Raw genomic sequence first — 22925 nt, 5'->3', positions numbered from 1 at the left:
GCTCATTAATAACCATCCAACTTCCCAATTGTGCGTAGTATTCTGCGTACAGTTGGGGAGTTTTTTTATGCCTGTTATTTGTTGGTTCCGGCGCGATTTACGCTTGGCTGATCATCGTGCCTTGCATGCTGCGGTTGCGGCAAGCGCTGGCGAGGTTATTCCAGTTTTCATTTTAGATGATGCAATTTTGCACGATGGCTATGTGGGAGCAGCCTTAACTGGCGTGACCCTCGCCATGCTCGCAGCGCTCGATCACGATTTGCGCCAATTGGGCAGCCGCTTGATTGTGCGCCATGGCCAACCGCTGGCCGAATTGCAAACCCTCGTGCGCGAAACTCAAGCCAGCGGCGTATATTGGAATCGCGATTATCTGCCCTATGCAATTAAGCGTGACACTGCGGTCAAACACTGGCTGCGCCAAGCAGGCCTGCAAGCCCATTCGTTTCACGATAGCGTTTTAGTCGAGCCTGAAGGGCTAAAAACCAAGGGCCAGCAAAAACCCTATCTGGTATTTGGTTCATATGTCAAGCGCTGGAGCGAATTGGCTTATGCGCAGGCCGAGCAACTTGTGCCAGCCCCGACCAAGCTTGTTCCCCCAGCAAGCGATTTAAGCAGCTTGCCAATCCCAAGTTTGGCCGATTTAGGCTTTGAGTTGCAGCAAACCCTGCCTACGGTTGGCGAAGCAGCAGCCCAACAGCGCTTGAGCCAATTTTTTGATCGGCGGCGCAGTTTATCGGTTTTGAAGTATGACCACGCCCGCGAGCTGCCCGCCGAAACTGGCACCTCGCAGCTTTCGGTCGATCTGCGCATGGGCAGCATTTCGATTCGCCAATGTCTGCAACGCGCCGTCGATCTGCTGACCGAGCCACTTACTGCCGAGCAGCGCCAAGGAGTCGATACTTGGATCAAGGAATTGGCATGGCGCGATTATTACACCCAATTGATCTACCACAATCCGCAGATGCTCAAACAGTCGCTCGATCCGCGCTACGACCAGATTGAATGGCGCAACGATCCTGCCGAATTTAACGCATGGCAACAGGGCCAAACTGGCTATCCAATTGTCGATGCAGGCCAACGCCAGCTCAACCAAACCGCGTGGATGCACAATCGAGTGCGCATGATCAGCGCCTCGTTTTTGGTCAAAGATCTGTTGATCGATTGGCGTTGGGGCGAGCGCTATTTTATGCAGCAATTATGCGATGCAGACCCGACCGCTAATAATGGTGGCTGGCAGTGGGCAGCAGGCTCAAGCGGGCCATCGGCCCAGCCCTATTTTCGCATTTTCAACCCAATTGCCCAGAGCAAAAAGCACGATCCGCAAGGCACATACATTCGGCGCTTTGTGCCCGAGCTAGCCAACGTGCCCGATCGCTACATTCACGAGCCATGGACAATGCCGCAAACCCTGCAAGAACATCTTGGCTGTGTGATTGGCCGCGATTATCCAGCGCCGTTGGTTGACCATGGCTTCGCGCGCGAACGCGCACTTGCCGCCTATCGCGAAGCCTTACAACAACCAGCAGAGGAATAATTATTCAACCTGACGTTGACTTGGCCAAGGCCGCAAAAACTCCATATTGCCATCATCAAGCGTGCCCAGCCGCAACATGAGCAAATCGAGCAGGTAGTTTTGATAAAGCTTCCACGGACGATTGCGGCCTTGGCGTGGCAAATGGCTGAGCACTCGTTGCACATAGCTGGAAGTAAAATTCAGCGCTGGCTCAGTGGCCATGGCTGGGTTAAAATTCTTGGGCACACAATACGCATAGCCATGGCGATCCATATGCTTCAACAAACGACACACATACATCGAGGTTAATTCGCATTTGAGCGTCCACGAAGCGTTGGTATAACCAAAGGCCAAAGCCAAATTAGGCACATCGCTGAGCATCATGCCTTTGTAATTCAGGGTTGTGCCCAGCTCGACCTTGCGCCCATCAACCAGCACTTCAATCCCGCTGAGCAAGCGCAAATTCAGGCCAGTAGCGGTCACAATTAGATCTGCGCTAAGCACTTGGCCCGATTTAAGCTGAATGCCAGTTGGGGTGAAATGCGCGATCTGGTCGGTCACAACGCTGGCCTGGCCTGCTTTCAAGGCTTTGAAAAAATCGCCATCTGGCGCTAAACAAAGCCGTTGATCCCATGGATTGTAATTTGGCGTAAAGTGCAGTTTGGCATCGTAGCTCGTGCCAAGCTCCTGCTGCGCCATCTTGATCAATGCCCGTTTGGCAATGCTCGGCAAACTACGCATCAACACATAATAGAAAATACTTTGGATAATCGCGCGCCAGCGAATCACATGAAAGGCCAATTTGGCTGGCAACCACCGCCGAATGCGCTCAGCACTTTGATCATGAGCGGGCTGAGCCACAACATAGCTTGGCGAGCGTTGGAGCATCGTCACATGGGCTGCGTGCTTGGCCATTGCTGGCACCAAAGTAATTGCGGTTGCGCCACTGCCAATTACAACCACTCGTTGATCGCGATAATCGAGCTGCTGTGGCCAAGCTTGTGGGTGCACCACCCGCCCTTGGAATTGGCTTAAACTCGGCCATTCTGGGGTGTAGCCTTGGCTATAATCGTAGTAGCCGCCGCACATGTAGAGAAAATTACAGCGATATTGCACGCTATCACCTTCAGCCAAGCGCTCAACCTCGACCGTCCACAGCGCTTGCTCCGACGACCAACTAACCCGCCGAACCATCTGCCCAAAGCGAATCTGCTGATCAATGCCATAGATTTGGGCAGTTTCGCGAATATACTGCAAAATCGAGGCTCCATCGGCAATCGCCTTGGAGCTGTGCCAAGGGCGAAAGGCGTAGCCCAGCGTGTACATATCCGAATCCGAGCGAATGCCAGGATAGCGAAAGAGATCCCACGTGCCGCCAATTGCCGTGCGACCTTCCAAAATGGCATAGCGTTTAGTTGGGCAGCGCGTTTGCAGATAATAAGCTGCACTAATGCCCGATAAACCAGCCCCAACAATCAACACATCAAAATCAATTGTTTGCATTGCCAACCTCATCAAACCAATAGCCGATTATACCAAGCGTTGGGCTATTCAAGCCATGGAAAGCCATCGGGATTGGCGTTAGCGCGCTCGATTAGGGTTGCAAGATTGTGGCTACGCACCTGATCGAGAAACGGAAAATCGTGGGGTTCAACCGTAAGTTTGGCAATTGGCGCAACCTCGTGCACACTCGCCCATTCCATAATTTGCAACATCATGCCACGTTTATAACTGCGTGGTTTGGCCACGAAACCAGCTTGCGGCAGAATGTAAATCGTGCCAACCCGCCATGGCTGGCGCTGATGCGCTTGGTCATCGATTGAGAAGAAATAATGGGGATCAGCGAAGCTCCCATCGTCATTCAGGCTGCGAAAACAGGCATTCAACAACGAAACCTCTGCTTGGCCGCGCTCAAGGATGGCATAAAAAATGGGCCAAATGCCATCAGAGGCCGCATACACTGCCAACTGATTGCCAAATTCGACAATATCGCTTGCTTGACGTGGCACAAGCGTGGCCAAATTTGGGTTGCCAGAGCCATGAAACAGCACTGGCTTGTGTTCTGCAAGATAGGCCAAAAATTGCCAGCGTGGCGAATCAACCAACGCGGTTAGGTCGATTGGCGTGGGTGATGCTTCGATTGTGGCCCAAATTGCCTCGAATTGGGCAATTTGGCTCGGCTCGTTTGGCAAGCTAGGCCGTCGTAAGTAATAACTAGGCTGCATAATACTCCTTTACGAATTGCGCTTGGCTGCTGGTTTTTCGGCTGCCTTCAGCATTTAAACCCAACCAAATCTATACCAAAATTGAAACTTAAAAATGATTGACAAATCCCACGCGATCAACTACCCTATACCGTGAAAGAAGGGGATTTCCCCATAGACTAACTCAATCAATGTTGCCAAATTCATAGCAATCGTCACTACTCATGCTCAATCCCCCCATAAAGAGATTTGGGTTAATTAGGCAGCATGGTGTGGGCAGATGCGCAACAGTTCATAGCATACATGTGCGCGCGTTAGCAATGCTGTTGGGCAGTGTCAGGAAAGGAAGCCGTTGATGGGCAAAATCAAATATCTGCGCTGGTTGCTTGCCGGCCTTGGATTGCTGCTCAGCGGCATCATTATCGTTGCCATCCTGCCCGAAACATGGTTCGCGCGCCCAACCACAACCGATGTGTGTGGCAATGCGATTGTGCCCGTGCCCATAGCCACCCAACGCGCCATGCAAACAACCATGTATTCAATGGATATTTTGCGGCAAGCCTTTGCCGAAGGCCGCATTAGTCGCGATCAGTTCTTTCTCTACCGCATATATTTAACGGATAATTATCGCGAGAAATATCCTGACGCACTCCGTGGAAATCATAGGCAACCTTGGAACCCAATCGAACGGTCATTTGAGCGCTATGCGTATCAAGATACACGGAAGCAATTCTGTACGTTTAGCCCCTGTGTACAACAGGAGTTAAATAGCATCCGTTTTCGATCAAAGCTGCACTGTCAGCAGGGCCAAGTTGTCACGATCACACCGTTACTGGAAGGCACGCCAACGCCATAATCGGGTGTTGTGATTAATGATGAATGCCTACAGCGCTAGAGACTCAGTGCTCTTTAGCCATAACGCTCAACTTGCTGCTCGACCCATGGAACCCCATCGAGCAAAGCGATCGAGAGCCAAGGGTTGGTGGAATCAAGCGCTTCCACGATTGTGCGCAGTTCCCATAGCTCAGCGGCAACAGCGCAATTACGCCATACAGCATAAATAAGCTGGATACTTTCGGCGATGTGTTGCTGTTCAACATAATAGGCAACAATCTGGCGCAAGGCTTCGATTCGTTTGGCTAGCGAATCAAAGCTCGGCACAAGCTGATAGGCACTAATAGGATCAGCAGCTTGCAATAACGCTGGCACTAAATATTCCAAGACAAAATCTTTTTCTTCCCAAGGCTCGCCATTTATAATCAACTCCTTAGCAAAGGCCAAATCGCCACGTTTGGCATAGGTCATGGCGATAGTTTCAAACCCCAAATCAGAATCAAGTTGGTGTATTTCAGCAATCAGCGCTTGGAGTGCAACCCGATTATCAACATCGGCATAGCCATTCGCAAGCGTTCTAAGCGCCTGCACACGTTTCTGAACCTCTGAAATCTGCAATGCATATTGATAGGCTTTGGTAAAGAACTCAGCATGGCCACGTACTGCGTAATCAGTACAAATCTCAGTCAGGCAGTTAAACAGATCGTCTGCATAGCTGCTTGGTTTTATGCCATCGGCGAGGCTTAGCAGATCAGTCAAAAATACTTGGGTATCTTCGTCAGGAGCATGATTAATATAGGTTGCCGCAACGTAGCGGTAAGCAACAACTTTGGGTCGGGTTTGGGTAACAATCGATTGAGTAATGCTATGCGCATAGCGCAACCAATCAATAAATACAGGGTAATTGCCTTGCTTCGCGTAGGCCTTAGCAATTTCACACAGCATTCCGATATATTCATATTCCGCCAAGCCTGTTATATCGGCATTGCGAATAGTTTCCAAGAGATTCATCAAATATTGATTAGCACCATAGTTGATTTGGGCAAGTGCAAGGTTGGAAACCCATTTCAGCGCTTGAACTGGTCGATGCAATCCATTACATAGTGCAAGCAGTTCACTATAATATCGGGCGGTAATGGTGGCTAGGCCTTGTTCATGGCTTTTAATGACAATTTGGCATAGGTTCCAAGCATAGGTTTCAGGCTGGGCTTGCGCCAAATTAAGTGTGGTATAGGATTGCTCAAGCTCACCATGAGCGGCGTAGCAATGGCTAAGTTCGGTTATGATTCTCGTTTGAGATTCATGATTCCTCATAGATTGGACAATGGAAAGTGCATTGGCCAATAGCCCATAGGCATGGTAGCTTTGCACAAGCATCGATCCAGCCCAAGTTTGCTCGTTTTCAGCTTCGATCGTTGCCAGCAGTTGGCTAGCTTCGTCAAGCATGGTTTTACCGAGCACATCAAGCTCGCTCTTCAAGGCTATAGTAGCAAGGTCACAGAGCAAGCGAATCTGATGATAGGCAGAATCGGCTGCTTGAGCGTGGGGCAAAGCTGCAAGCAGATAGCTTTGCACGAGGGAATAATTATGCTGCTCGCTGGCTTTGGTTGCGAGCATTTGGAAAAGGTTAACCGCCCAATGTGGTGATGAATGATGATCAATAATCTGGCGCACCGAATCAATAGCACCATGGTTGAGATAGATCTTGGCCTTTTCGAACGGCAAAGAATATTCAAAAGCTGCTTGATGACCAGTTAACAAGGCAGCTTGAACTACTTGTTGACAAAGATCAGCGTACTCATAACGCTTGACCATTTGAGCAAACAGTCGCAATAGATACATGTGCTCATTAACCAGTACTCTTGATGTAGCGGTATCAACTATGGTAGCTAATGCCTGCTCAAACGTGCTATGGGCGTGATCGTGCATAGCGTGCTCAGCATAGGTATTGGCGATGCACAGCAAACTTTTTACCGTATTGTAATTCTTGGCAATCTCGCCTAATTCTAGTCGCACGGCTTCCAGCAATTCCGCTATTTGCACATAATTGCGATAGCTGCTGGCCAACGAACAATAGCATTTCACCCGCTGATGCGGATCAACAATCAGTTGAATCATCGTTTCGGCGCGATCAGGCTCTGCATGAGTGCAGTACCACTCAGCGAGCGCGGCATAGGCTAGATTGCTACGATGCCAATGAGTAATTGTGGCCGCTAACTCAACCGCAGTTGCTATATCAGCATAATCAATATAGATCAAAACCAATTCATGCCGAAAACGATCTGATTCGATTGGAGTATCTAAACTCCGAGCTTTGAGCAAATTCCCTTGAGTCAAGTAACCCTTAATCAGCGCTGGTAGCGCCAAGAGTTGCGCTTCGCGGCTCAATCGTTCGTTTCTGGCGTGGGCCTTAATTAATAATGCGTGGGATTGTTGCTGATTGCCAGCGCGCCACTCGACCGTTGCCAGCATAGCGTTGAGTATGACCACATGCTCAGAATAAGCAAAGGGAATAGTTTCAGTCAATACTTGGCGTGCTTGCGCAAATTCAGCAACCGCAATTAACGCCGTCGCCAAAACCTGCGCACTCTTAAGCCGATACTTTGGAATTTGAATCTGCTTAACAATGCTGGCAGCTTGGGCTAAATCAGCTTGATTAATTGCGGTTTCGACTAAATGAGCCAAGGTTTGATCGCGAGTATCGTCAAGCGTGCGTGCAATTGACAATGCCTGATCCTGCATGGCGTTGTCAGCATAGGCTAACGTAAGCTGATGCAGCGCATAATCACGCTCTCGATGATCGTGCATACTGCGGGCAACTTGCTCCATGCGCTGCAAAATCGTCAAGCGACGCGCTGGCTCTGCATACGGCACAATCCAAGCCCATAAAAGCACTTGGTGCTCTGGATCAGAGCAAATCTCAATCTGGGCCAAGGCTTCGGCTATCCGTCCAACCACTGCCAAAATCACAAACACATAATCATCCCATTGATCGGCATGGCTGGTGAGGCTGGTGCGCAGCAGGCTATAGCGCCACAGTCGCGGCAACAATTCAAGCTGGTGGTCAAGGCTCTGGCCCGCCGCAATCACACTTTCGCGCGCCCGATCCAAATCGAGGCCATACAAGCGTGTGCTTGGCTCAAAACGTATTTTCTGCGCCCCATAATCACCTGCATCGACCACCTGCCACAAGTCAGCCCAACGCTCTGCTTGCGCCAGATGGGTGATATAGTGCTGGCGCGCATACCAGCGCCGCGCATGTTCAACTGGCTCGCTGCTATCCTGCCAAATTGCATCAAGCTCAGCCCCACACCAGTCGGCCATGCGGCTATGCCATGCGCGCAGTTCGGCAGTGCTGAATTCATGCTGCAATAAATAATCGTGAAACAACAAATGCTGTAATGCTAAGCGCTGATCGGCGGCAACACTGACCCAACCTGACAACAGCACAATCGGTGCTGTCAGCGCGTCGACTGGCTGGTGGATCAGTGCCGCGAGCACGGCTGGCTGTAATGGCTCGTGCGTCATCAACAAAACCGCCAAAATTGGCCGTGTGATCGTGTGCCATTCGGTTGGCGCGAGGCCTTGAATCCGCGCCAAGCTCAACCGAAACAGATTGGTCGGATCAGCAATGCTTTGATCGATAATGGGCACGACTTCGGCAGCAGGCATTTCGCTCATAGCCCGCGCTGCCAACTCCACCAACAAGGCATTGCCCTTGAGCGAGTCGGCTAATTGCCCCAACAAGGCTGGGTCAAGCGCTGATTGCAGCGTTTGCCAACGAGTAATCGCATCGGCCTCGCTCAATGGCGGCACCTTATAGATCACGCCCTGCTCAAGCGCCAGGCTTGCAAAGCTCTCGTTGGGTCGTGCACCAAGCACGATCACAATCCCCGGCGGCAGCTGCAAGGGCAAAAACGTCAAATCGCGACTACCATCAACTTCTGGTTGCAGCTGATCCAAGCCATCAAGATAGATCGTTTCGGCAATGCCGCTATCCGAGAGCGTTTGCAGCATCCGCCCAAATTCCAAGCGCAACGCAGGGTAACTGTCAACGGGAAAATAGCCATTGGTCAGATTGTGTTTAAGCATTAATTGGGCAACGATGCTACGCAACAAGTCGATTTGATAGGCGCGGCCCGGGGTGAGGGCAATAAAATGATGCGGCGTGTGCTCCAAGCCTGCGTACATAATTAATTGGGCAATGAGGCTGCTTTTGCCTTCGCCAGCGCCACCCGTCACTAAGACATAGCCGCCAGTCGGGCGGGTTTGGGCAATTAACTGATTAATTGCTGCTTGTTCGGCTACTCGCCCGACGAAGCCAGCTAACCGCAGCTGAAGCAAGCGCGCGCTTTCGCGATGCATCGCTGCCGCCCGCAGTTCGTGCTCATTGATTGACATTCTGCTTCTCTCCAATTACAAAAACAAGTTTCGCCGAGTGGTTGCCCACTCAGCGATGGTGCAATGCTCGCTAATTAGCGATGGGCAGCAAGATCGTGATAGGCCCACAGCACATTGACGACCGTCCAGTGATCATTAATTTTGACAATGTGCATGTAATCGATCCACTCATCGGCTGTTAGCTTCACGCTGGCAACGACTCCTTGCACATCGAGAATTTCAACAGTTTTTTGTGGATTTGGCGGAAACTTATCGCCTGCCTGATTATAACTTGCCGCCAGCAAAATCATCTCTTCGGCGCTCGCTTCGCGCAAATATTCCTTGCCCGTGGCGCGATGCGTCCAGACTGTTCGTTTGACCATGCGCGGATGAATACTGCGCTGCATTTGTTCTGGGTTGAGCGTATGCTGGGATTCCAAATAGTCTAGGGCTGCCTGCTGAATTGCCGCAATGTCGTCGCTGGTTGCGTGGTTCATTCATAACTCCGGTTATGCACCAAAATGAGGATTACGCGTGCTGCTCGTTGAGCAACGTCCCTAGTCTAGAAGCTCACGCCATAGCTTGTCAATCGGTCGTTTGCATGAAAGGTGTCAGGGATCGGGGATTGGGGATCAGGCACCAAGAAGCAGCTTGTTTGCCACGAATTGCATGAAGGTGAGGAATGCCAATCAACGCTGGTCTTTCAGCTAACCAATGATAGCAACCCCCAGACCTCTAACCCCTGACCCCTGATCATCGCCCCAACTCCCTTGAAAAATCACAGCAATGCTTCTATAGTGGCAGCATAGATTTAGTGTGCAGTTTGAGGATAGTATGTCAAACGATCAAATTCGCTTCGACGATGGCGCAAGCTATGAGCGCTACATGGGTGTATGGAGCCAACTGGTAGCAGCCAAATTCTTAACGTGGCTGGCTCCACAACAAGGATTAAACTGGCTTGATGTTGGCTGTGGCAATGGCGCATTTACCGAAATGATCTTCAAACAATGTCAACCAAGCGCCGTCACGGGGATCGATCCAGCGCCAGCCCAAATTGGCTATGCCCGCCAGCGCTTGGCGGATTATCCAGTCAAACTGGAGGAAGGCGATGCCCAAAATTTGCCTTTAGATAGTAACAGTGTCAATATTGCGGTGATGCCCTTGGTGATTTTCTTTGTGCCAGAGCCAGCCAAAGGCGTAGCCGAAATGGCGCGGGTGGTTGCCCCAGGCGGAACCGTGGCAGCCTACACGTGGGATATGTTTGGCGGCGGCTTTCCCTATTCCCCGATCCAAAAAGCCATCACCGACGCAGGGGTAAGCGTGCCCTATCCACCAAGTATCGAAGCCTCACGCATGGAAGTTATGCACGAGCTTTGGCAGCAAGCAGGCCTCAGCACTATTCAAACTGAAGTTATCAGTGTAACCCGCAGCTTTGTTGATTTTGCTGATTATTGGGAAACCGTACTTGGCGCACCCAGCATTGGCCCGCAACTGAATGCTATGAGTGCCAGCAAGCAGCAAGCCTTCCGAGACCAAATTCGCGCAACTTTGCCGCTCGATACCAATGGCCAAATCACGCTTCAAGCCCATGTCAACGCGATCAAAGGCATTGTGGCCCAGTAAGCACATGCCATGGTGATAGTCAGCATAATTATCATCATGGCGTTTTTATTTAATGCTTTGGTTTTGCCCACCGAGCCATTACTTGCCGCCAAGTCTATCATCAACAATCAGGAATTGGTAGGTTAGGAACATCGATATATGTCGGCTCTTCCAAGGGACCATCTACACCCATGATAACAACATCTTTGGTATCACTCACTGTTTGCCATTGCCTTCGAATCTCATCACGCTCATCAGGAGTTATGATCTGGTGTTCAACCGCAGCAACAAGATAGTCATCCGTACTTGTAAAAATTCCAATTTTGCTTGCCAGAAATCCCTTCGATACAGCATATTCATAATGAATCGGACAGGGAGGGGTATCTGTCGCAGTTAACAGTGGATCAACCGTCACGAAGGCTATAATTTGGCCAAACCCTTCCTGCGTACTATGGAACATTGCGGGAATCTCCATCGTTTGGATTCCAGGCACAATTGTGTGCAGGATTAAGGGAGCATCAACCGTCAAGACCCCGGTTGTCGTCAACGATACAGTAACGGTCGCAGCCATGGTTCTGGGAAATGTAGAGGAGAAATGCAGCCGAAATGGTTGCGGAGTGGTCATAGGGAGCTGTGAGGACTCAAAAATAATATTGACGAAAACACGGTTAGCGGGTCGGGCTATCTCTGATTTTCCACTAGTGCTCGATAGCGATGGGACTGGGCTACTCGAAACGCTTGGCGCTCCAGCCATACATCCAACCAGCGCGATAGCCATTAATCCGACAGCAACAAAGCGAACAAATAGACGCATAGAATTCTCCTAGCATAGCGCTAAAGCCTATGCAAACAACGCAGGATTTAGTGCTTCTGTTCCGCATAGCAGCAGAATGCTCAGCATCGTTGCAATTGATCGCAAGCTGTAAGCGTGGTGTAATACTCTATTAATATCTCAGGCCTATACTATTAACAGCAACGTGGATCTATTTGGGCTAGCCAAACGTAGGTTGGGTTAGTGGTTGTTAGTTAATAAGGATGCTGAGCATGAAAAAGATTCCCTCATCGGAGATAACGCCCGAAGCCTTGTTCCATTCACGCCGCCAATTTATCAAGGGCGCAGCGGCCTTGGTTGGCAGCGCCGCGCTGTTAGCCGCCTGTGGCAGCGAAGACACCAGCAATCTGCCAGCGGGCGTTGATGTGCAAACACCCTACGAATCGATCATCAATTACAACAATTTCTATGAATTTAGCACCGATAAAGAAGCGGTTGCCGCAAAATCCAAAAACTTTACTACCACGCCTTGGACGGTTGAGGTTGGCGGCTTGGTCAATAAACCGCAAACTTTTGCAATTGAGGATTTGCTCAAGCAATTTTCGCAAGAAGAACGGGTGTATCGTTTGCGCTGTGTTGAAGGCTGGTCGATGGTCATTCCGTGGACGGGATTTAGCCTTGCTGGCTTGTTGAAACAGGTCGAGCCAACCAGCGCTGCCAAATATGTACGTTTTGAAACCGTGATGCGACCAGAAGAAATGCCCGGCCAAAATAGCAGCTACTACACATGGCCCTACGTCGAGGGCTTGCGGCTCGACGAAGCCATGCACGATTTGACCTTGATGGCAACTGGAGTCTATGGCAAGCCTATTTTGCCCCAAAATGGTGCGCCGTTACGCCTCGCCGTGCCATGGAAATATGGCTTCAAAAGCATCAAATCGATCGTCAAAATTGAGCTTGTGGCCGATCAACCAAGCAGTTTATGGATGAACGCAGCGCCAGATGAATATGGCTTCTATGCCAATGTTAATCCCGATGTGCCCCACCCACGTTGGTCGCAATCAAGCGAGCGCCGCATTGGCGAGGCAGGTCGCCGCCGCACCTTGCCCTTCAATGGCTACGCCGATGAAGTTGCTTCGCTGTACAAAGATCTGGATTTAACTGTCAATTATTAATTTCCCCTATCCCACGGCGCGGGCAAGGGGTGCTTGGCTCGTGGTTCGCTAACGCTGGCAGCTATGGGCATGGCGATAAAGCTTGGCAAATTATTGAATAAAGGTAGGCTGCATGCTCAATCAACTCAAACGTCATTGGCTACGCTATTTGGTGCATGTCGGGTGTCTGGTGCCGTTTGGGTTATTGATCTTCGACTATCTGAACGACCAGTTAACCGTCAACCCGATTCAGGCAGCAACCTTGCGCACTGGCAAAACTGCATTAATTATTTTGGTGCTATCACTTGTCTGCACACCAATCAAAACCTTTACGCCATTTAAACAGGTAACTGTGTTGCGGCGACCATTGGGCTTATACGCTTTTTTCTATGTTTGCTTGCACCTGTTAATTTTTGTAGCTTGGGATTATGGCTTCGATTGGGAGTTTATTGGCGAGGCGATTGGCGAAAAACGCTATATCATCGTTGGCTTAATTGCCTGGCTCTTGCTGATTCCGTTGGCCATTACCTCGACCAAAGGCTGGATGCGACGGCTTGGTAAGCGCTGGCGGCTTTTACATCGGCTAGTTTATCTGGTCGCTGGCTTAGCTGTTTTACATTATGTCTGGTTAGTCAAGGCTGATGTGCGTGAACCACTGCTGTATGGCGCGGCGATTGGCATACTCTTATTGTTGCGCTTGCCAGCATTGCGCCGTTGGCAACAGCGCCCAAATAAACAACCAAAAGCGCTTGATCGCTCAAGTGAAGCTTCCTAAAAACCAAGGCGCAACGATTGTAATAATCGTTGCGCCTTGGCTGTTTAATCGCGAGCGTATCGTGGATAGTCCAGCGTTGGAACTAGCCTACGGTGCAATTGCAGGATACGCGTTGCGAACTAACATCGCAAATTGTGATGAGAACCAGCGGCCTGCGTGTGGTGCACCAGCCAACGCATTGGTTGGGTACGCTGGGTTGTAGCGGTTTTGCGCATTGGGGTCACACATTGCGTCAAACTGCTTGGCTGGGTCGGTTGGGTCAATCACCCCTGCCGTTGCCACGCCGTCGGATTCGCCTGGAGGCTTGACCCACACATAGGCATCAATCCCCGTCAATGGTGCTGCCGTTGGTCGTTCGCCAATCCCGGCCCCGGCTTGGTTACACCAGCCACCGCGGTGTGGGCGACGATCTAGCTTCGAATCGTTGACATAGATTTCCAACGAGTTCGAGCTGCTTACCGACGTTGGCCGAGCCGTGCCACCCCAACCGTTGCGGCTGGTATCAATCAACATCCCGATCCCACTTGGGAATCCTGCGCTGATGAAGGCATTGCGCATCGCCACCACATAATCCACTTCATCGAAGTAGGGGTTCCATTCGTAGAATAACGATGAGCGAATGGGGTTGCCACCACCCAAGGTCAAGCCCGAGTTGGGCAAGAACACTTCGTTCAATGGCGTGTAGTTGGCTGTGTTCGAGATGAAGCCATCGATCCCGCTCAAACCTTTGGTCGTGCCGCGCACCGTTTGGGTGTACAGCTGAATCGCTGGCGTGAAGTTGCTGTCCCAGCCCAACCAACCGGAGTGGGCAATGTCCATGTAGATGTAGACGTTGCTGGTCACATTCAGTTTGTTGATGGCGTATTGGACACCTTGGACATACGCGCCGCTCGAAATTGCTTCGGCACAGGCCGGAATATTGGCGTTGGTCACCAAGTTCGAGAGTGAATCCGGTTCCAACACGACCACAATCCGCAACGAAGCATATTTGCTATCGCTCAGAATCGTGGCAATTGGGTCGATGTACTCAGCTTTATAGCGAGCCAAGCCATTTTCCGAAATTTTCAACTCGCCGTTTGAAGCCAAAGCGGCACAGTCGCGGTTGGGCAAGTCGTAGACCACAATCGTAATCGCAACTTGTTGGCCGCTGGTTTGTTGTTGCACGAGGGCAGCATCCAAGTGGCCGCGCAAGCCCATGGCATCGCTGCTGCCAGCGATAGCGGCAATCCGATCCAACCAAACCGCAGTTGGATACTCAGCAACTTTGCGCATTTGTGAACCAAGCGTGCCACCAGTGGCGTTTGCTTCAGCGTTCACCCGGGCAGCATATTCGCTGTTGATATAGCCTTGTGCGCCAACAAATGGGTTCGCAACGTGGACACCAGGAATGCTGGTTGGAGCAGGCGTGCTCGTTGGAGCAGGCGTGCTCGTTGGAGCAGGCGTGCCAACTGGCGTGCTGGTTGCAGGAACCGTCGTTGCAACTGGAGTCGTGGTTGGGTTGGTCGATTGCGAAATTGCAGGATACGCGTTGCGAACCAACATCGCAAATTGTGATGAGAACCAGCGGCCTGCGTGTGGTGCACCAGCCAACGCATTGGTTGGGTACGCTGGGTTGTAGCGGTTTTGCGCATTGGGGTCACACATTGCGTCAAACTGCTTGGCTGGGTCGGTTGGGTCAATCACCCCTGCCGTTGCCACGCCGTCGGATTCGCCTGGAGGCTTGACCCACACATAGGCATCAATCCCCGTCAATGGTGCTGCCGTTGGCCGTTCGCCAATCCCGGCCCCGGCTTGGTTACACCAGCCACCGCGGTGTGGACGACGATCTAGCTTCGAATCGTTGACATAGATTTCCAACGAGTTCGAGCTGCTTACCGACGTTGGCCGAGCCGTGCCACCCCAACCGTTGCGGCTGGTATCAATCAACATCCCGATCCCACTTGGGAATCCAGCGCTGATGAAGGCATTGCGCATCGCCACCACATAATCCACTTCGTCGAAGTAGGGGTTCCATTCGTAGAACAACGACGAGCGAATGGGGTTGCCACCACCCAAGGTCAAGCCCGAGTTGGGCAAGAACACTTCGTTCAATGGCGTGTAGTTGGCCGTGTTCGAGATGAAGCCATCGATCCCGTTCAAACCTTTGGTCGTGCCGCGCACCGTTTGGGTGTACAGCTGAATCGCTGGCGTGAAGTTGCTGTCCCAGCCCAACCAACCGGAGTGGGCAATGTCCATGTAGATGTAGACGTTGCTGGTCACATTCAGTTTGTTGATGGCGTATTGGACACCTTGGACATACGCGCCGCTCGAAATTGCTTCGGCACAGGCCGGAATGTTGGCGTTGGTCACCAAGTTCGAGAGTGAATCCGGTTCCAACACGACCACAATCCGCAACGAAGCATATTTGCTATCGCTCAGAATCGTGGCAATCGGGTCGATGTACTCAGCTTTATAGCGAGCCAAGCCATTTTCCGAAATTTTCAACTCGCCGTTTGAAGCCAAAGCGGCACAGTCGCGGTTGGGCAAGTCGTAGACCACAATCGTAATCGCAACTTGTTGGCCGCTGGTTTGTTGTTGCACGAGGGCAGCGTCTAAGTGACCGCGCAAGCCCATGGCATCACTGCTGCCAGCGATAGCGGCAATCCGATCCAACCAGACGGCGGTTGGGTACTCAGCAACTTTGCGCATTTGTGAACCAAGCGTGCCACCAGTGGCGTTTGCTTCAGCGTTCACCCGGGCAGCATATTCGCTGTTGATATAGCCTTGTGCGCCAACAAATGGGTTCGCAACGTGAATTCCAGGAATGCTGGTTGGAGCAGGCGTGCTCGTTGGAACATTGGTTGGCACAGTTGTGTTGGTTGGGCGTGTGGTTGCGCTTGCAACTGGAGTGTTCGTCGGAACATTGGTTGGGCGCGTAGTCGCGCTTGGAACCGGTGTATTGGTTGCAACATTCGTTGGAACAGTCGTGTTGGTTGGTGCAGTTGTGGGGACTGTGGTGTTGGTAGGCACACTCGTTGGAACAACGACACCGCCACAGGTCACGCCATTGAGGGTAAATGCGGTTGGTTTGGCATTTGCACCACTATAGGTTGCTTGGAAACCGAAGTTTACCGTGCCACCAGTGCCAATATTGCCATTCCAGCCAGCGTTGCTGACGTTGACATTCGCACCAGTTTGGGCCACAACCCCACCCCAAAGATTTGAGATGTTTTGGTTGCCTGCGAATGACCAGCCGACTGTCCAGCTTGAGACCGCTGAACCGGTGTTTTTGAGGGTTACATCGCCAATAAAACCGCTACCCCAATCGTTAGCAATGTTATAGACGACTTCGCAGCTGGTGGCTGCGGCGGTTGGTTTAGCATTGAGTTGGCCTAAGCCACTGCTAACCACGGCGGTTAAAAGAACAAGAATTAATCCACGGGAATTAAAGATCCGAGCCATCGAATTCGCCTCCTTGCGTAGTATGTGTACTCTTCATCGATTAAAACGCGCATGGTTTTATGTACACAAACAATTCTTTGTCGTTCAACGTGGAAACTGGGTAAAAAAGTGGCTAACCTCCTTTGGAACCGGTCTCATATTTATAGCTTATTTGGGTAAAAACAGGCTTTGGAATGGGAGGCGAGAGCGTTATTTGAGAGCGATCCCAAAACTGTTGGACGAATGTTAAAGCTTTTAAGCAATTTTGTCAATAGCAAAACTTTAGAAATTCTTAAGTAAAAATTGGTTAGGCAAAAGTCGGTTTGGTGGCAACGTTTTTGGTACAATAACTACACGCATTTTCAGGACATAAAGGATCAGATTGCCATGCCGAATTCGTTACGAACCGCCGCGCCGCGCGTCGATCAAGCTACGCTCACCAACTTACTTCAGAGCTTTGATTGGCGTGCAACGCCGCTTGGGGCAATCGAAACATGGCCAATTGCCATGCGCAGCATCGTGGATATGATGCTGGCGGTTCCGGTTGCTATCGCCACTTTATGGGGCAGGCAAGGCGTGCTGATCTACAATGCTGGCTATTCAACTATTGCTGGTTCGCGCCACCCTGCGCTTTTTGGCCATCCAATTCTTGAAGCGTGGCCTGAAATTGCCGATTTCAATCAAGCGATCCTCGATCAGGTGTTTGCAGGCCAAAGCCTGACCTATGAAAAGCACGCTTTGATGCTCCAACGGAATGGACGCACTGAACAAGCATGGTTCGACTTAAGTTATAGCCCAATCGTGGATCAACAGGGCGAAATTATTGGGGTGATGGCCTTAGTCGTCGAAATAACCTCACAAGTGCTGGCTGAGCAACAACGCTATCGCGCCGAAGAACGCTATCAATTAGCCTTAGACGCTGGTTTACTTATCGGCACATGGGATTGGGATATTGTAGCCGATCGCTGTATCGTCGATCCGCGGTTTGCCGAGTATTTTTCGCTTGATCCCGTGCTTGCAAGCCAAGGCGTGAGCGTGAGCACCATGGTTGATTCAATTCATCCTGATGATCGGGCGACGATTGGCGAATTGATTCAATCAGCAATTTACAATGGTCAATCGTATCAAGCCGAATATCGAGTTCGCCACCGCGATGGCGGCTATCGTTGGGTCGAAGCAAGTGGCTTTTGCATTTTTGAAAACGAGCAGCCACAGCGCTTTCCTGGCGTGCTGATCGATATTACCGAACGTAAGCGCCGCGAAGATGCCTTGGCCCATAGCGAAGCACGGTTACGCGCAATTTTCGATACCTTGCCAGTTGGTTTGGTCTTTGCCGAAACTCCGACCGGACGGATTACCGATGGCAATGCTCATGTCGAGCGCATTTTGCTGCATCCTGTTTTGTCATCGCCTGCAACCGATGCCTATGGCGAATGGATTGCCTACGACGAACACAATCAACTTGTCCCCATCCACGAATATCCGCTGGCGATTGCCGTGCAAACCGGCCAAGTTTCCGAGCGCGATTTTCACTATCAGCGCGGCGATGGCTCGCGAGCGTGGATTAAGGTTATCGGCGGCCCAGTCCGCGATCTTGATAACACGATCACTGGTGGTTTAATCACCATTATTGATATTGACCGCGAAAAACGCACCGAAAAGCAACTTCAAGCGCTCAATAACGACCTTGAAGGCTTAGTGGCCCAACGCACCCGCGAACGCGACCGCATTTGGTTGGTCAGTCAAGATTTATTGGGCATTGCCGATCCAGATGGCAATTGGCTCTCGATCAATCCTGCTTGGCAACGCACACTCGGCTGGGATGATGCCGATATTCTTGGCCGCACCAGCACTTGGCTTGAACACCCAGATGATCATGAGCGTACCCAGCAAGAAATCGCCAAATTGGCGCGGGGAATTCCCACCAGCTCGTTTGAAAATCGCTTCCGCGATCGCGATGGTAAGTATCATTGGCTTTCGTGGACGGCAGTGCTCGACAATAAATATCTCTATTGTGTTGCCCGCGATATTACTAGCGAAAAACAGCGCCAAGCTGAAATTGAGGTCATGCAAACCCAACTGCGTCAATCGCAAAAAATGGAGGCAATTGGCCAACTTACTGGCGGCATCGCCCACGATTTCAATAATATTTTGACCAGCATTCTTGGCGGGCTAGATTTGCTGCAACGCCGGATTAATGCTGGCCGTTTTGATACCATTGAACGCTACATTACCAGCGCGGTTAAATCGGCCAAGCGCGCAGCAGCTTTGACCCAACGCCTGCTCGCCTTTTCGCGCCAACAAGCGCTTGATGTGCAACCAATCAATGTCAATAGCCTGATTCAATCGCTTGACGATTTGCTGCAACGCAGCCTTGGTGAGCAGATTCAGGTCGAAACCACGCTTGGCAACGATGTTTGGCGCGTACAGACTGATGCCAATCAATTGGAAAATGCCTTGCTCAACTTAGCGATCAATGCCCGCGATGCAATGCCGTATGGCGGAACGCTGCGGATTGCAACCAGCAATATCAGCACGCAACAAGCCAGTCAACAACAAATTGACCCAGCAGAGTATGTGTTGATCGAAGTTGCCGACACTGGCACTGGCATGAGTACAGAGATCGTCGAACGTGCCTTTGATCCGTTTTTTACCACCAAACCACTTGGCCAAGGCACAGGCTTGGGTTTATCGATGATTTATGGCTTTATTAAACAAATTGGCGGCCATATTCAAATTGATAGCCAACTTGAGCAAGGCACGAATATTAAGCTCTATTTACCACGTGATGAAAGCGGAATCGACCCCAATTTTGCAGCCGAATCGGCCCAATCGCGCAGCATTGAAGGCGCAACAATTTTGGTCGTTGAGGATGATGAGGCAGTGCGCATGGTCTTAATTGATGTGCTAGGCGAGTTGGGCTACCACACCTTAGAATCGTATGATGCAACCAGTGCCTTAGCCATTTTTGCCCAAAATATCCCGATCGATTTGGTGATTACTGATATTGGCCTGCCCAAAACCGATGGCTACGATTTATCACTCCAGATTCGCCAACGATCCCCAAACTTACCAATATTGTTGGTCAGCGGCTATACCGATCGGGCGGCGGTGCGCAGCGGCGAGCTTGAACCGCATATGGAGTTGCTCAGCAAACCATTTGAAATTACCGATTTGGCCAATAAAATTCACGACCTGCTCCAACAAAGCCACTAGCAAGCCCGCTGCCTAGAAGCAAGCTCGCCAGTGGCTGCCAACATGGAGCGAGCCTGCTGCCTAGAAACAGGCTCGCTCCACCAACACCTATGGAGCAACGCTACAAGAAACTCCATTCAAAACAAAGTTGGTTGGCACAGCATTGGTGCCATTATGAGTCGCAATAAAGCCAAAGTTTTGCGTGCCGTTGGTTGCAATATTTGCATTCCAATCGGCGCTATGTTTGGCTGTTACAGCTGAGCCAGTTTGCGTCAAAACTGTGTTCCAACTGCTGGAAATCGTTTGGCCATTGGCAAAATTCCAAGTCAACGTCCAGCCACCGCTAATCGGCGCACCCAAATTCGTGATTGTCAGATTGCCAGTAAAACCAGTGTTCCACTGATTGACCACATAATTGATTCGGCAACCACCAGCTGTTGGCGTTGACGTTGCGGTTGGCACGCGAGTTGGCGTTGAGGTAAATGGCAGTGCCGTTGGCGTAGTCGTGGCTGGCACGCGCGTCGCGGTTGCGGTTGGTGGCACGCTGGTCACGGTTGGCGTACCAGTCGCAGGCACAAAAGTTGGCGTGCCAGTTGCTGGAACGCGCGTCGCCGTTGCGGTTGCAGGTACGCTGGTCGCCGTGGCTGGCACGCTGGTTGCGGTCGCCGTGGCTGGGGCTGGCGTATTGGTCGGGGTTGAGCCAGCAATATCACCATAAATAATCCCGCGCCCATTCGTCCCAATATACACGCGGCCATAAATTCGGGGATCGCCCGTGATCGTTTCGTTGGTCGAGCCATATTGATGTTGATCATCGTTGATGCGCACCCAAGTTGTGCCACCATCGTCTGAGCGGAAGAAGCCTTCAGCGCCATCAATCGTGCCAGTAATATAGATTGCCTGATAGCTCTGGCCCGGCGCAGCCTTGCCAAAACCAACGACATTGGCAACGTCGACCCCAGCAATTTTGCTGAAGCTTGTGCCACCATTGGTCGAATGATACAAGCCATCTTTACGCCCAGCCAACCAAACATCGCCTTCAATCCCAGGAACTGCTTTAATTTTGGCCGTTTCAGCAGGCAGGTTGCTAGCAACAAGGCTGAAGTTCAAGCCGCCATCAGTGCTGCGATAGAAGCTGCCAGCAGCAATGCCATAGAAAGTTTTGGGATTAACCCGATCGGCAACCACTACTGCGCCACTTGGAATCCCAGCGCTGGCAGTCCACGAGTTGCCACAACCGCTGGCTACACTCACCGGCGCGCTCGTACCGCTCCAAATAATGCTTGCACCATCGGCGGCAACCGCAACTTTACCACCACCAACTGCGCCAGTTGGCTCGCTCAAAGCGTGCGACCAGTTCTTGCCACCATCCCAAGAACAGGCTAATTTTTTGGTTGTGCTACCTTCAGAAACATAGCCAACCCGCGCCATCGTCGTTGGCATCTTTTCAGCAAAATCGATGCCGGTTGATGTACCAAGCTGCAAGCCGCTCGACCATGATGGGGCTATGTTCAGGCTGGTATGGTAGAAGCCAGCAATATCGCCCAATGAACTGACCAAATTTGCGCCCGTTGGTGGGCTAATCAAATCGAGCACTGCCGTTTCTTCAAGCCCATGCGCCCGCACATCCAAGGCAACCTTGCCGCCAGTATCCCAAGCGGTCAAATTGCTAGTGCCATAAATGGTCGCGCCAGTGCCATACAGCATGGTATTCGAATCAAATGGATCAATTTCAATATCGCCAATCATCCAGCCCAATTTTGGTGCAACTTCCGGCGCATTGGCCGTGCCACCAAAATCAAGCCATGGCGAGGTGCTAATATCTTGGGTATAGCGGAAAATCCGTTCAGGATAATTGCCCCACGACCAAATGCCGATCCATGTTGCCCCGCCATCGGTGCTGCGATAGAGCAAGGCATCGGGCCACCATGAATTAAGGCTGCTGACCACCAAGGTATTGGGGTTTTGGGCATCAACCGCCAAGCCACCATAGCCAAAATAATTGTCGGCACTGCTCGAAGGAATGGGGCTAATATTCGTCCACGTTTGGTTGGCGGTGTTATATTTCCAAACATCACCCTTGCCGCCATCGTAAGGCCCAGGCGTATCGCTGTAGGTGATGTAGAGCATGCCATTTGAGGCCAATGTTGCGTGATGCGGAAAATATCCAGCAGTTGGTTGGCCCGCCAAGGCCGCCCAGGTTGCGCCGCCATCGGTGCTGCGGTAAATGCTGGTGGTCGTGTCGACTACACCTGCATAAATCACCTGCGAAGCGCTGTCATTGCTGGCGCTGCGTGGGTCAAATGTTACCCACACCACTCCAGTTCGGTCGCCAAAATAGGGATCGGTGTAGTTGCCGATTGCCGAAAAACTGGTAACTTTCGCCCACGTCACCCCATAATCGCTGCTGCGCCAAAGCCCTTGGCCGCGCGTCCCAAGATAGAGCACGCTATTTTTGTTGGGGTCGATGGCCAAGCGTTCACCCATTGAGCGGCCTGGCATATTGCCACCAAGCTTAAATGGTAAATCAGTGCGGCTCCAAGTGTTGCCTTTATCGTTTGAGCGTAAAATTGCGCCATTGGCCGAAGTCCAATCGTTGGTATACGTACCAGCGGCCAAATAGAGGCGATTAGGTTCAACTGGGTCGGTTGCCAAGCTCTCAATCCCAGTCCAATTCCAATCGGTTGCATTAATCCAATCGGTCAGGGGAATCCAGCGTTTGGTGGTGGGGTTCCAACGATATGCGCCGCCAATATCGGTACGCGCATAGACCAAATTGCGTTCAGTTGGATTATAAACAATGCCCGGCACAAAACCGCCGCCAACAATCTCAGCATTGGCCCACGTATAGGGCTGGCTGCTTGCCGCCCGCGATTGCGGTACGGCGACCATTGCTTGAATCACGCCTGCAAACAGCACCACTACTGCTGCGGCCATCTTTAGCATACGCATAGATGGGGTCTCCTTTGCACCCTAGGATTAGATCTATTAGGTAAAGCAGCAGCCAAGCACAAGCCACAACGCAAACAAAATGAGCTTAGCCTTTGAGGAAAGTTTTAGAAGTTTTTCTTGGAAT

The 22925-nt window shown here is 51.3% G+C and carries 13 protein-coding genes; 6 read left to right on the top strand and 7 right to left on the bottom strand.

What is annotated here, in order from left to right:
* Positions 1-67 precede the first annotated feature (67 nt).
* A complete protein-coding gene (locus ACFMKP_RS08850) occupies positions 68-1534 on the top strand; it encodes a cryptochrome/photolyase family protein (protein WP_382291027.1) in 1467 nt (488 codons plus the stop codon).
* Here the strand turns inward: ACFMKP_RS08850 and ACFMKP_RS08845 are convergent, their stop codons facing one another.
* Together ACFMKP_RS08845 and ACFMKP_RS08840 are read right to left on the bottom strand one after the other, a co-directional pair.
* The gene (locus tag ACFMKP_RS08845; RefSeq protein WP_382291025.1) at positions 1535-3016 is read right to left on the bottom strand and encodes a flavin-containing monooxygenase; all 1482 of its coding nucleotides are present in this window, start codon (positions 3014-3016) and stop codon (positions 1535-1537) included.
* A gap of 44 nt (positions 3017-3060) precedes the next feature.
* Complete coding sequence (locus ACFMKP_RS08840) at positions 3061-3738, bottom strand: hypothetical protein (RefSeq protein WP_382291023.1); 678 nt, start codon at positions 3736-3738, stop codon at positions 3061-3063.
* 334 nt (positions 3739-4072) lie between these two features.
* On the opposite strand from ACFMKP_RS08840, the gene ACFMKP_RS08835 reads away from it, so the two are divergent.
* Positions 4073-4573 (top strand): hypothetical protein, encoded by a 501-nt coding sequence (locus ACFMKP_RS08835; protein ID WP_382291021.1) that lies wholly within the window; start codon positions 4073-4075, stop codon positions 4571-4573.
* Positions 4574-4626: 53 nt separating this feature from the next.
* Here the strand turns inward: ACFMKP_RS08835 and ACFMKP_RS08830 are convergent, their stop codons facing one another.
* Positions 4627-8952, bottom strand: a complete 4326-nt coding sequence (locus ACFMKP_RS08830; RefSeq protein ID WP_382291019.1) for an ATP-binding protein — start codon at positions 8950-8952, stop codon at positions 4627-4629.
* Between the two features lie 74 nt (positions 8953-9026).
* Positions 9027-9428 carry a nuclear transport factor 2 family protein gene (locus tag ACFMKP_RS08825; RefSeq protein ID WP_382291017.1) on the bottom strand — a complete coding sequence of 134 codons (402 nt, stop codon included), beginning with the start codon at positions 9426-9428 and terminating at the stop codon, positions 9027-9029.
* 337 nt (positions 9429-9765) lie between these two features.
* Here ACFMKP_RS08825 and ACFMKP_RS08820 point away from each other — a divergent pair, with 337 nt between their 5' ends.
* Positions 9766-10554: a class I SAM-dependent methyltransferase gene (locus tag ACFMKP_RS08820; protein ID WP_382291015.1), complete on the top strand. Its 789-nt coding sequence runs from the start codon at positions 9766-9768 to the stop codon at positions 10552-10554.
* Positions 10555-10654: 100 nt separating this feature from the next.
* Here ACFMKP_RS08820 and ACFMKP_RS08815 read toward each other — a convergent pair whose 3' ends face one another.
* Positions 10655-11347, bottom strand: a complete 693-nt coding sequence (locus tag ACFMKP_RS08815; protein WP_382291013.1) for a hypothetical protein — start codon at positions 11345-11347, stop codon at positions 10655-10657.
* A gap of 230 nt (positions 11348-11577) precedes the next feature.
* On the opposite strand from ACFMKP_RS08815, the gene msrP reads away from it, so the two are divergent.
* Entirely contained in the window at positions 11578-12480 is a 903-nt protein-coding gene (msrP, locus tag ACFMKP_RS08810) for a protein-methionine-sulfoxide reductase catalytic subunit MsrP (protein ID WP_382291011.1), read from the top strand.
* A 112-nt stretch (positions 12481-12592) separates the two neighbouring features.
* The gene (locus ACFMKP_RS08805) at positions 12593-13234 is read left to right on the top strand and encodes a sulfite oxidase heme-binding subunit YedZ (protein ID WP_382291009.1); all 642 of its coding nucleotides are present in this window, start codon (positions 12593-12595) and stop codon (positions 13232-13234) included.
* A gap of 87 nt (positions 13235-13321) precedes the next feature.
* On the opposite strand, the gene ACFMKP_RS08800 is transcribed toward ACFMKP_RS08805, so the two are convergent.
* Entirely contained in the window at positions 13322-16675 is a 3354-nt protein-coding gene (locus ACFMKP_RS08800; RefSeq protein ID WP_382291007.1) for a glycoside hydrolase family 6 protein, read from the bottom strand.
* A 366-nt stretch (positions 16676-17041) separates the two neighbouring features.
* Here ACFMKP_RS08800 and ACFMKP_RS08795 point away from each other — a divergent pair, with 366 nt between their 5' ends.
* Positions 17042-19870, top strand: a complete 2829-nt coding sequence (locus ACFMKP_RS08795) for a PAS domain S-box protein (RefSeq protein ID WP_382291005.1) — start codon at positions 17042-17044, stop codon at positions 19868-19870.
* Positions 19871-19957: 87 nt separating this feature from the next.
* Here the strand turns inward: ACFMKP_RS08795 and ACFMKP_RS08790 are convergent, their stop codons facing one another.
* Entirely contained in the window at positions 19958-22801 is a 2844-nt protein-coding gene (locus ACFMKP_RS08790; protein ID WP_382291003.1) for a cellulose binding domain-containing protein, read from the bottom strand.
* Positions 22802-22925 lie beyond the last annotated feature (124 nt).

The organism is Herpetosiphon sp. NSE202 (assembly GCF_042688385.1).
Classification (GTDB): domain Bacteria; phylum Chloroflexota; class Chloroflexia; order Chloroflexales; family Herpetosiphonaceae; genus Herpetosiphon.
The sequence above is the reverse complement of the archived record's forward strand: the minus strand, read 5'-3'. Positions and strand labels throughout refer to the sequence as shown.

Coding starts and splice junctions, on each gene's coding strand:
- ACFMKP_RS08795 (WP_382291005.1), top strand. CDS start 17,042: ATGCCGAATTCGTTACGAACCGCCGCGCCGCGCGTCGATCAAGCTACG.
- ACFMKP_RS08845 (WP_382291025.1), bottom strand. CDS start 3,016: ATGCAAACAATTGATTTTGATGTGTTGATTGTTGGGGCTGGTTTATCG.
- ACFMKP_RS08835 (WP_382291021.1), top strand. CDS start 4,073: ATGGGCAAAATCAAATATCTGCGCTGGTTGCTTGCCGGCCTTGGATTG.
- ACFMKP_RS08850 (WP_382291027.1), top strand. CDS start 68: ATGCCTGTTATTTGTTGGTTCCGGCGCGATTTACGCTTGGCTGATCAT.
- msrP (WP_382291011.1), top strand. CDS start 11,578: ATGAAAAAGATTCCCTCATCGGAGATAACGCCCGAAGCCTTGTTCCAT.
- ACFMKP_RS08820 (WP_382291015.1), top strand. CDS start 9,766: ATGTCAAACGATCAAATTCGCTTCGACGATGGCGCAAGCTATGAGCGC.
- ACFMKP_RS08790 (WP_382291003.1), bottom strand. CDS start 22,801: ATGCGTATGCTAAAGATGGCCGCAGCAGTAGTGGTGCTGTTTGCAGGC.
- ACFMKP_RS08800 (WP_382291007.1), bottom strand. CDS start 16,675: ATGGCTCGGATCTTTAATTCCCGTGGATTAATTCTTGTTCTTTTAACC.
- ACFMKP_RS08840 (WP_382291023.1), bottom strand. CDS start 3,738: ATGCAGCCTAGTTATTACTTACGACGGCCTAGCTTGCCAAACGAGCCG.
- ACFMKP_RS08815 (WP_382291013.1), bottom strand. CDS start 11,347: ATGCGTCTATTTGTTCGCTTTGTTGCTGTCGGATTAATGGCTATCGCG.
- ACFMKP_RS08825 (WP_382291017.1), bottom strand. CDS start 9,428: ATGAACCACGCAACCAGCGACGACATTGCGGCAATTCAGCAGGCAGCC.
- ACFMKP_RS08805 (WP_382291009.1), top strand. CDS start 12,593: ATGCTCAATCAACTCAAACGTCATTGGCTACGCTATTTGGTGCATGTC.
- ACFMKP_RS08830 (WP_382291019.1), bottom strand. CDS start 8,952: ATGTCAATCAATGAGCACGAACTGCGGGCGGCAGCGATGCATCGCGAA.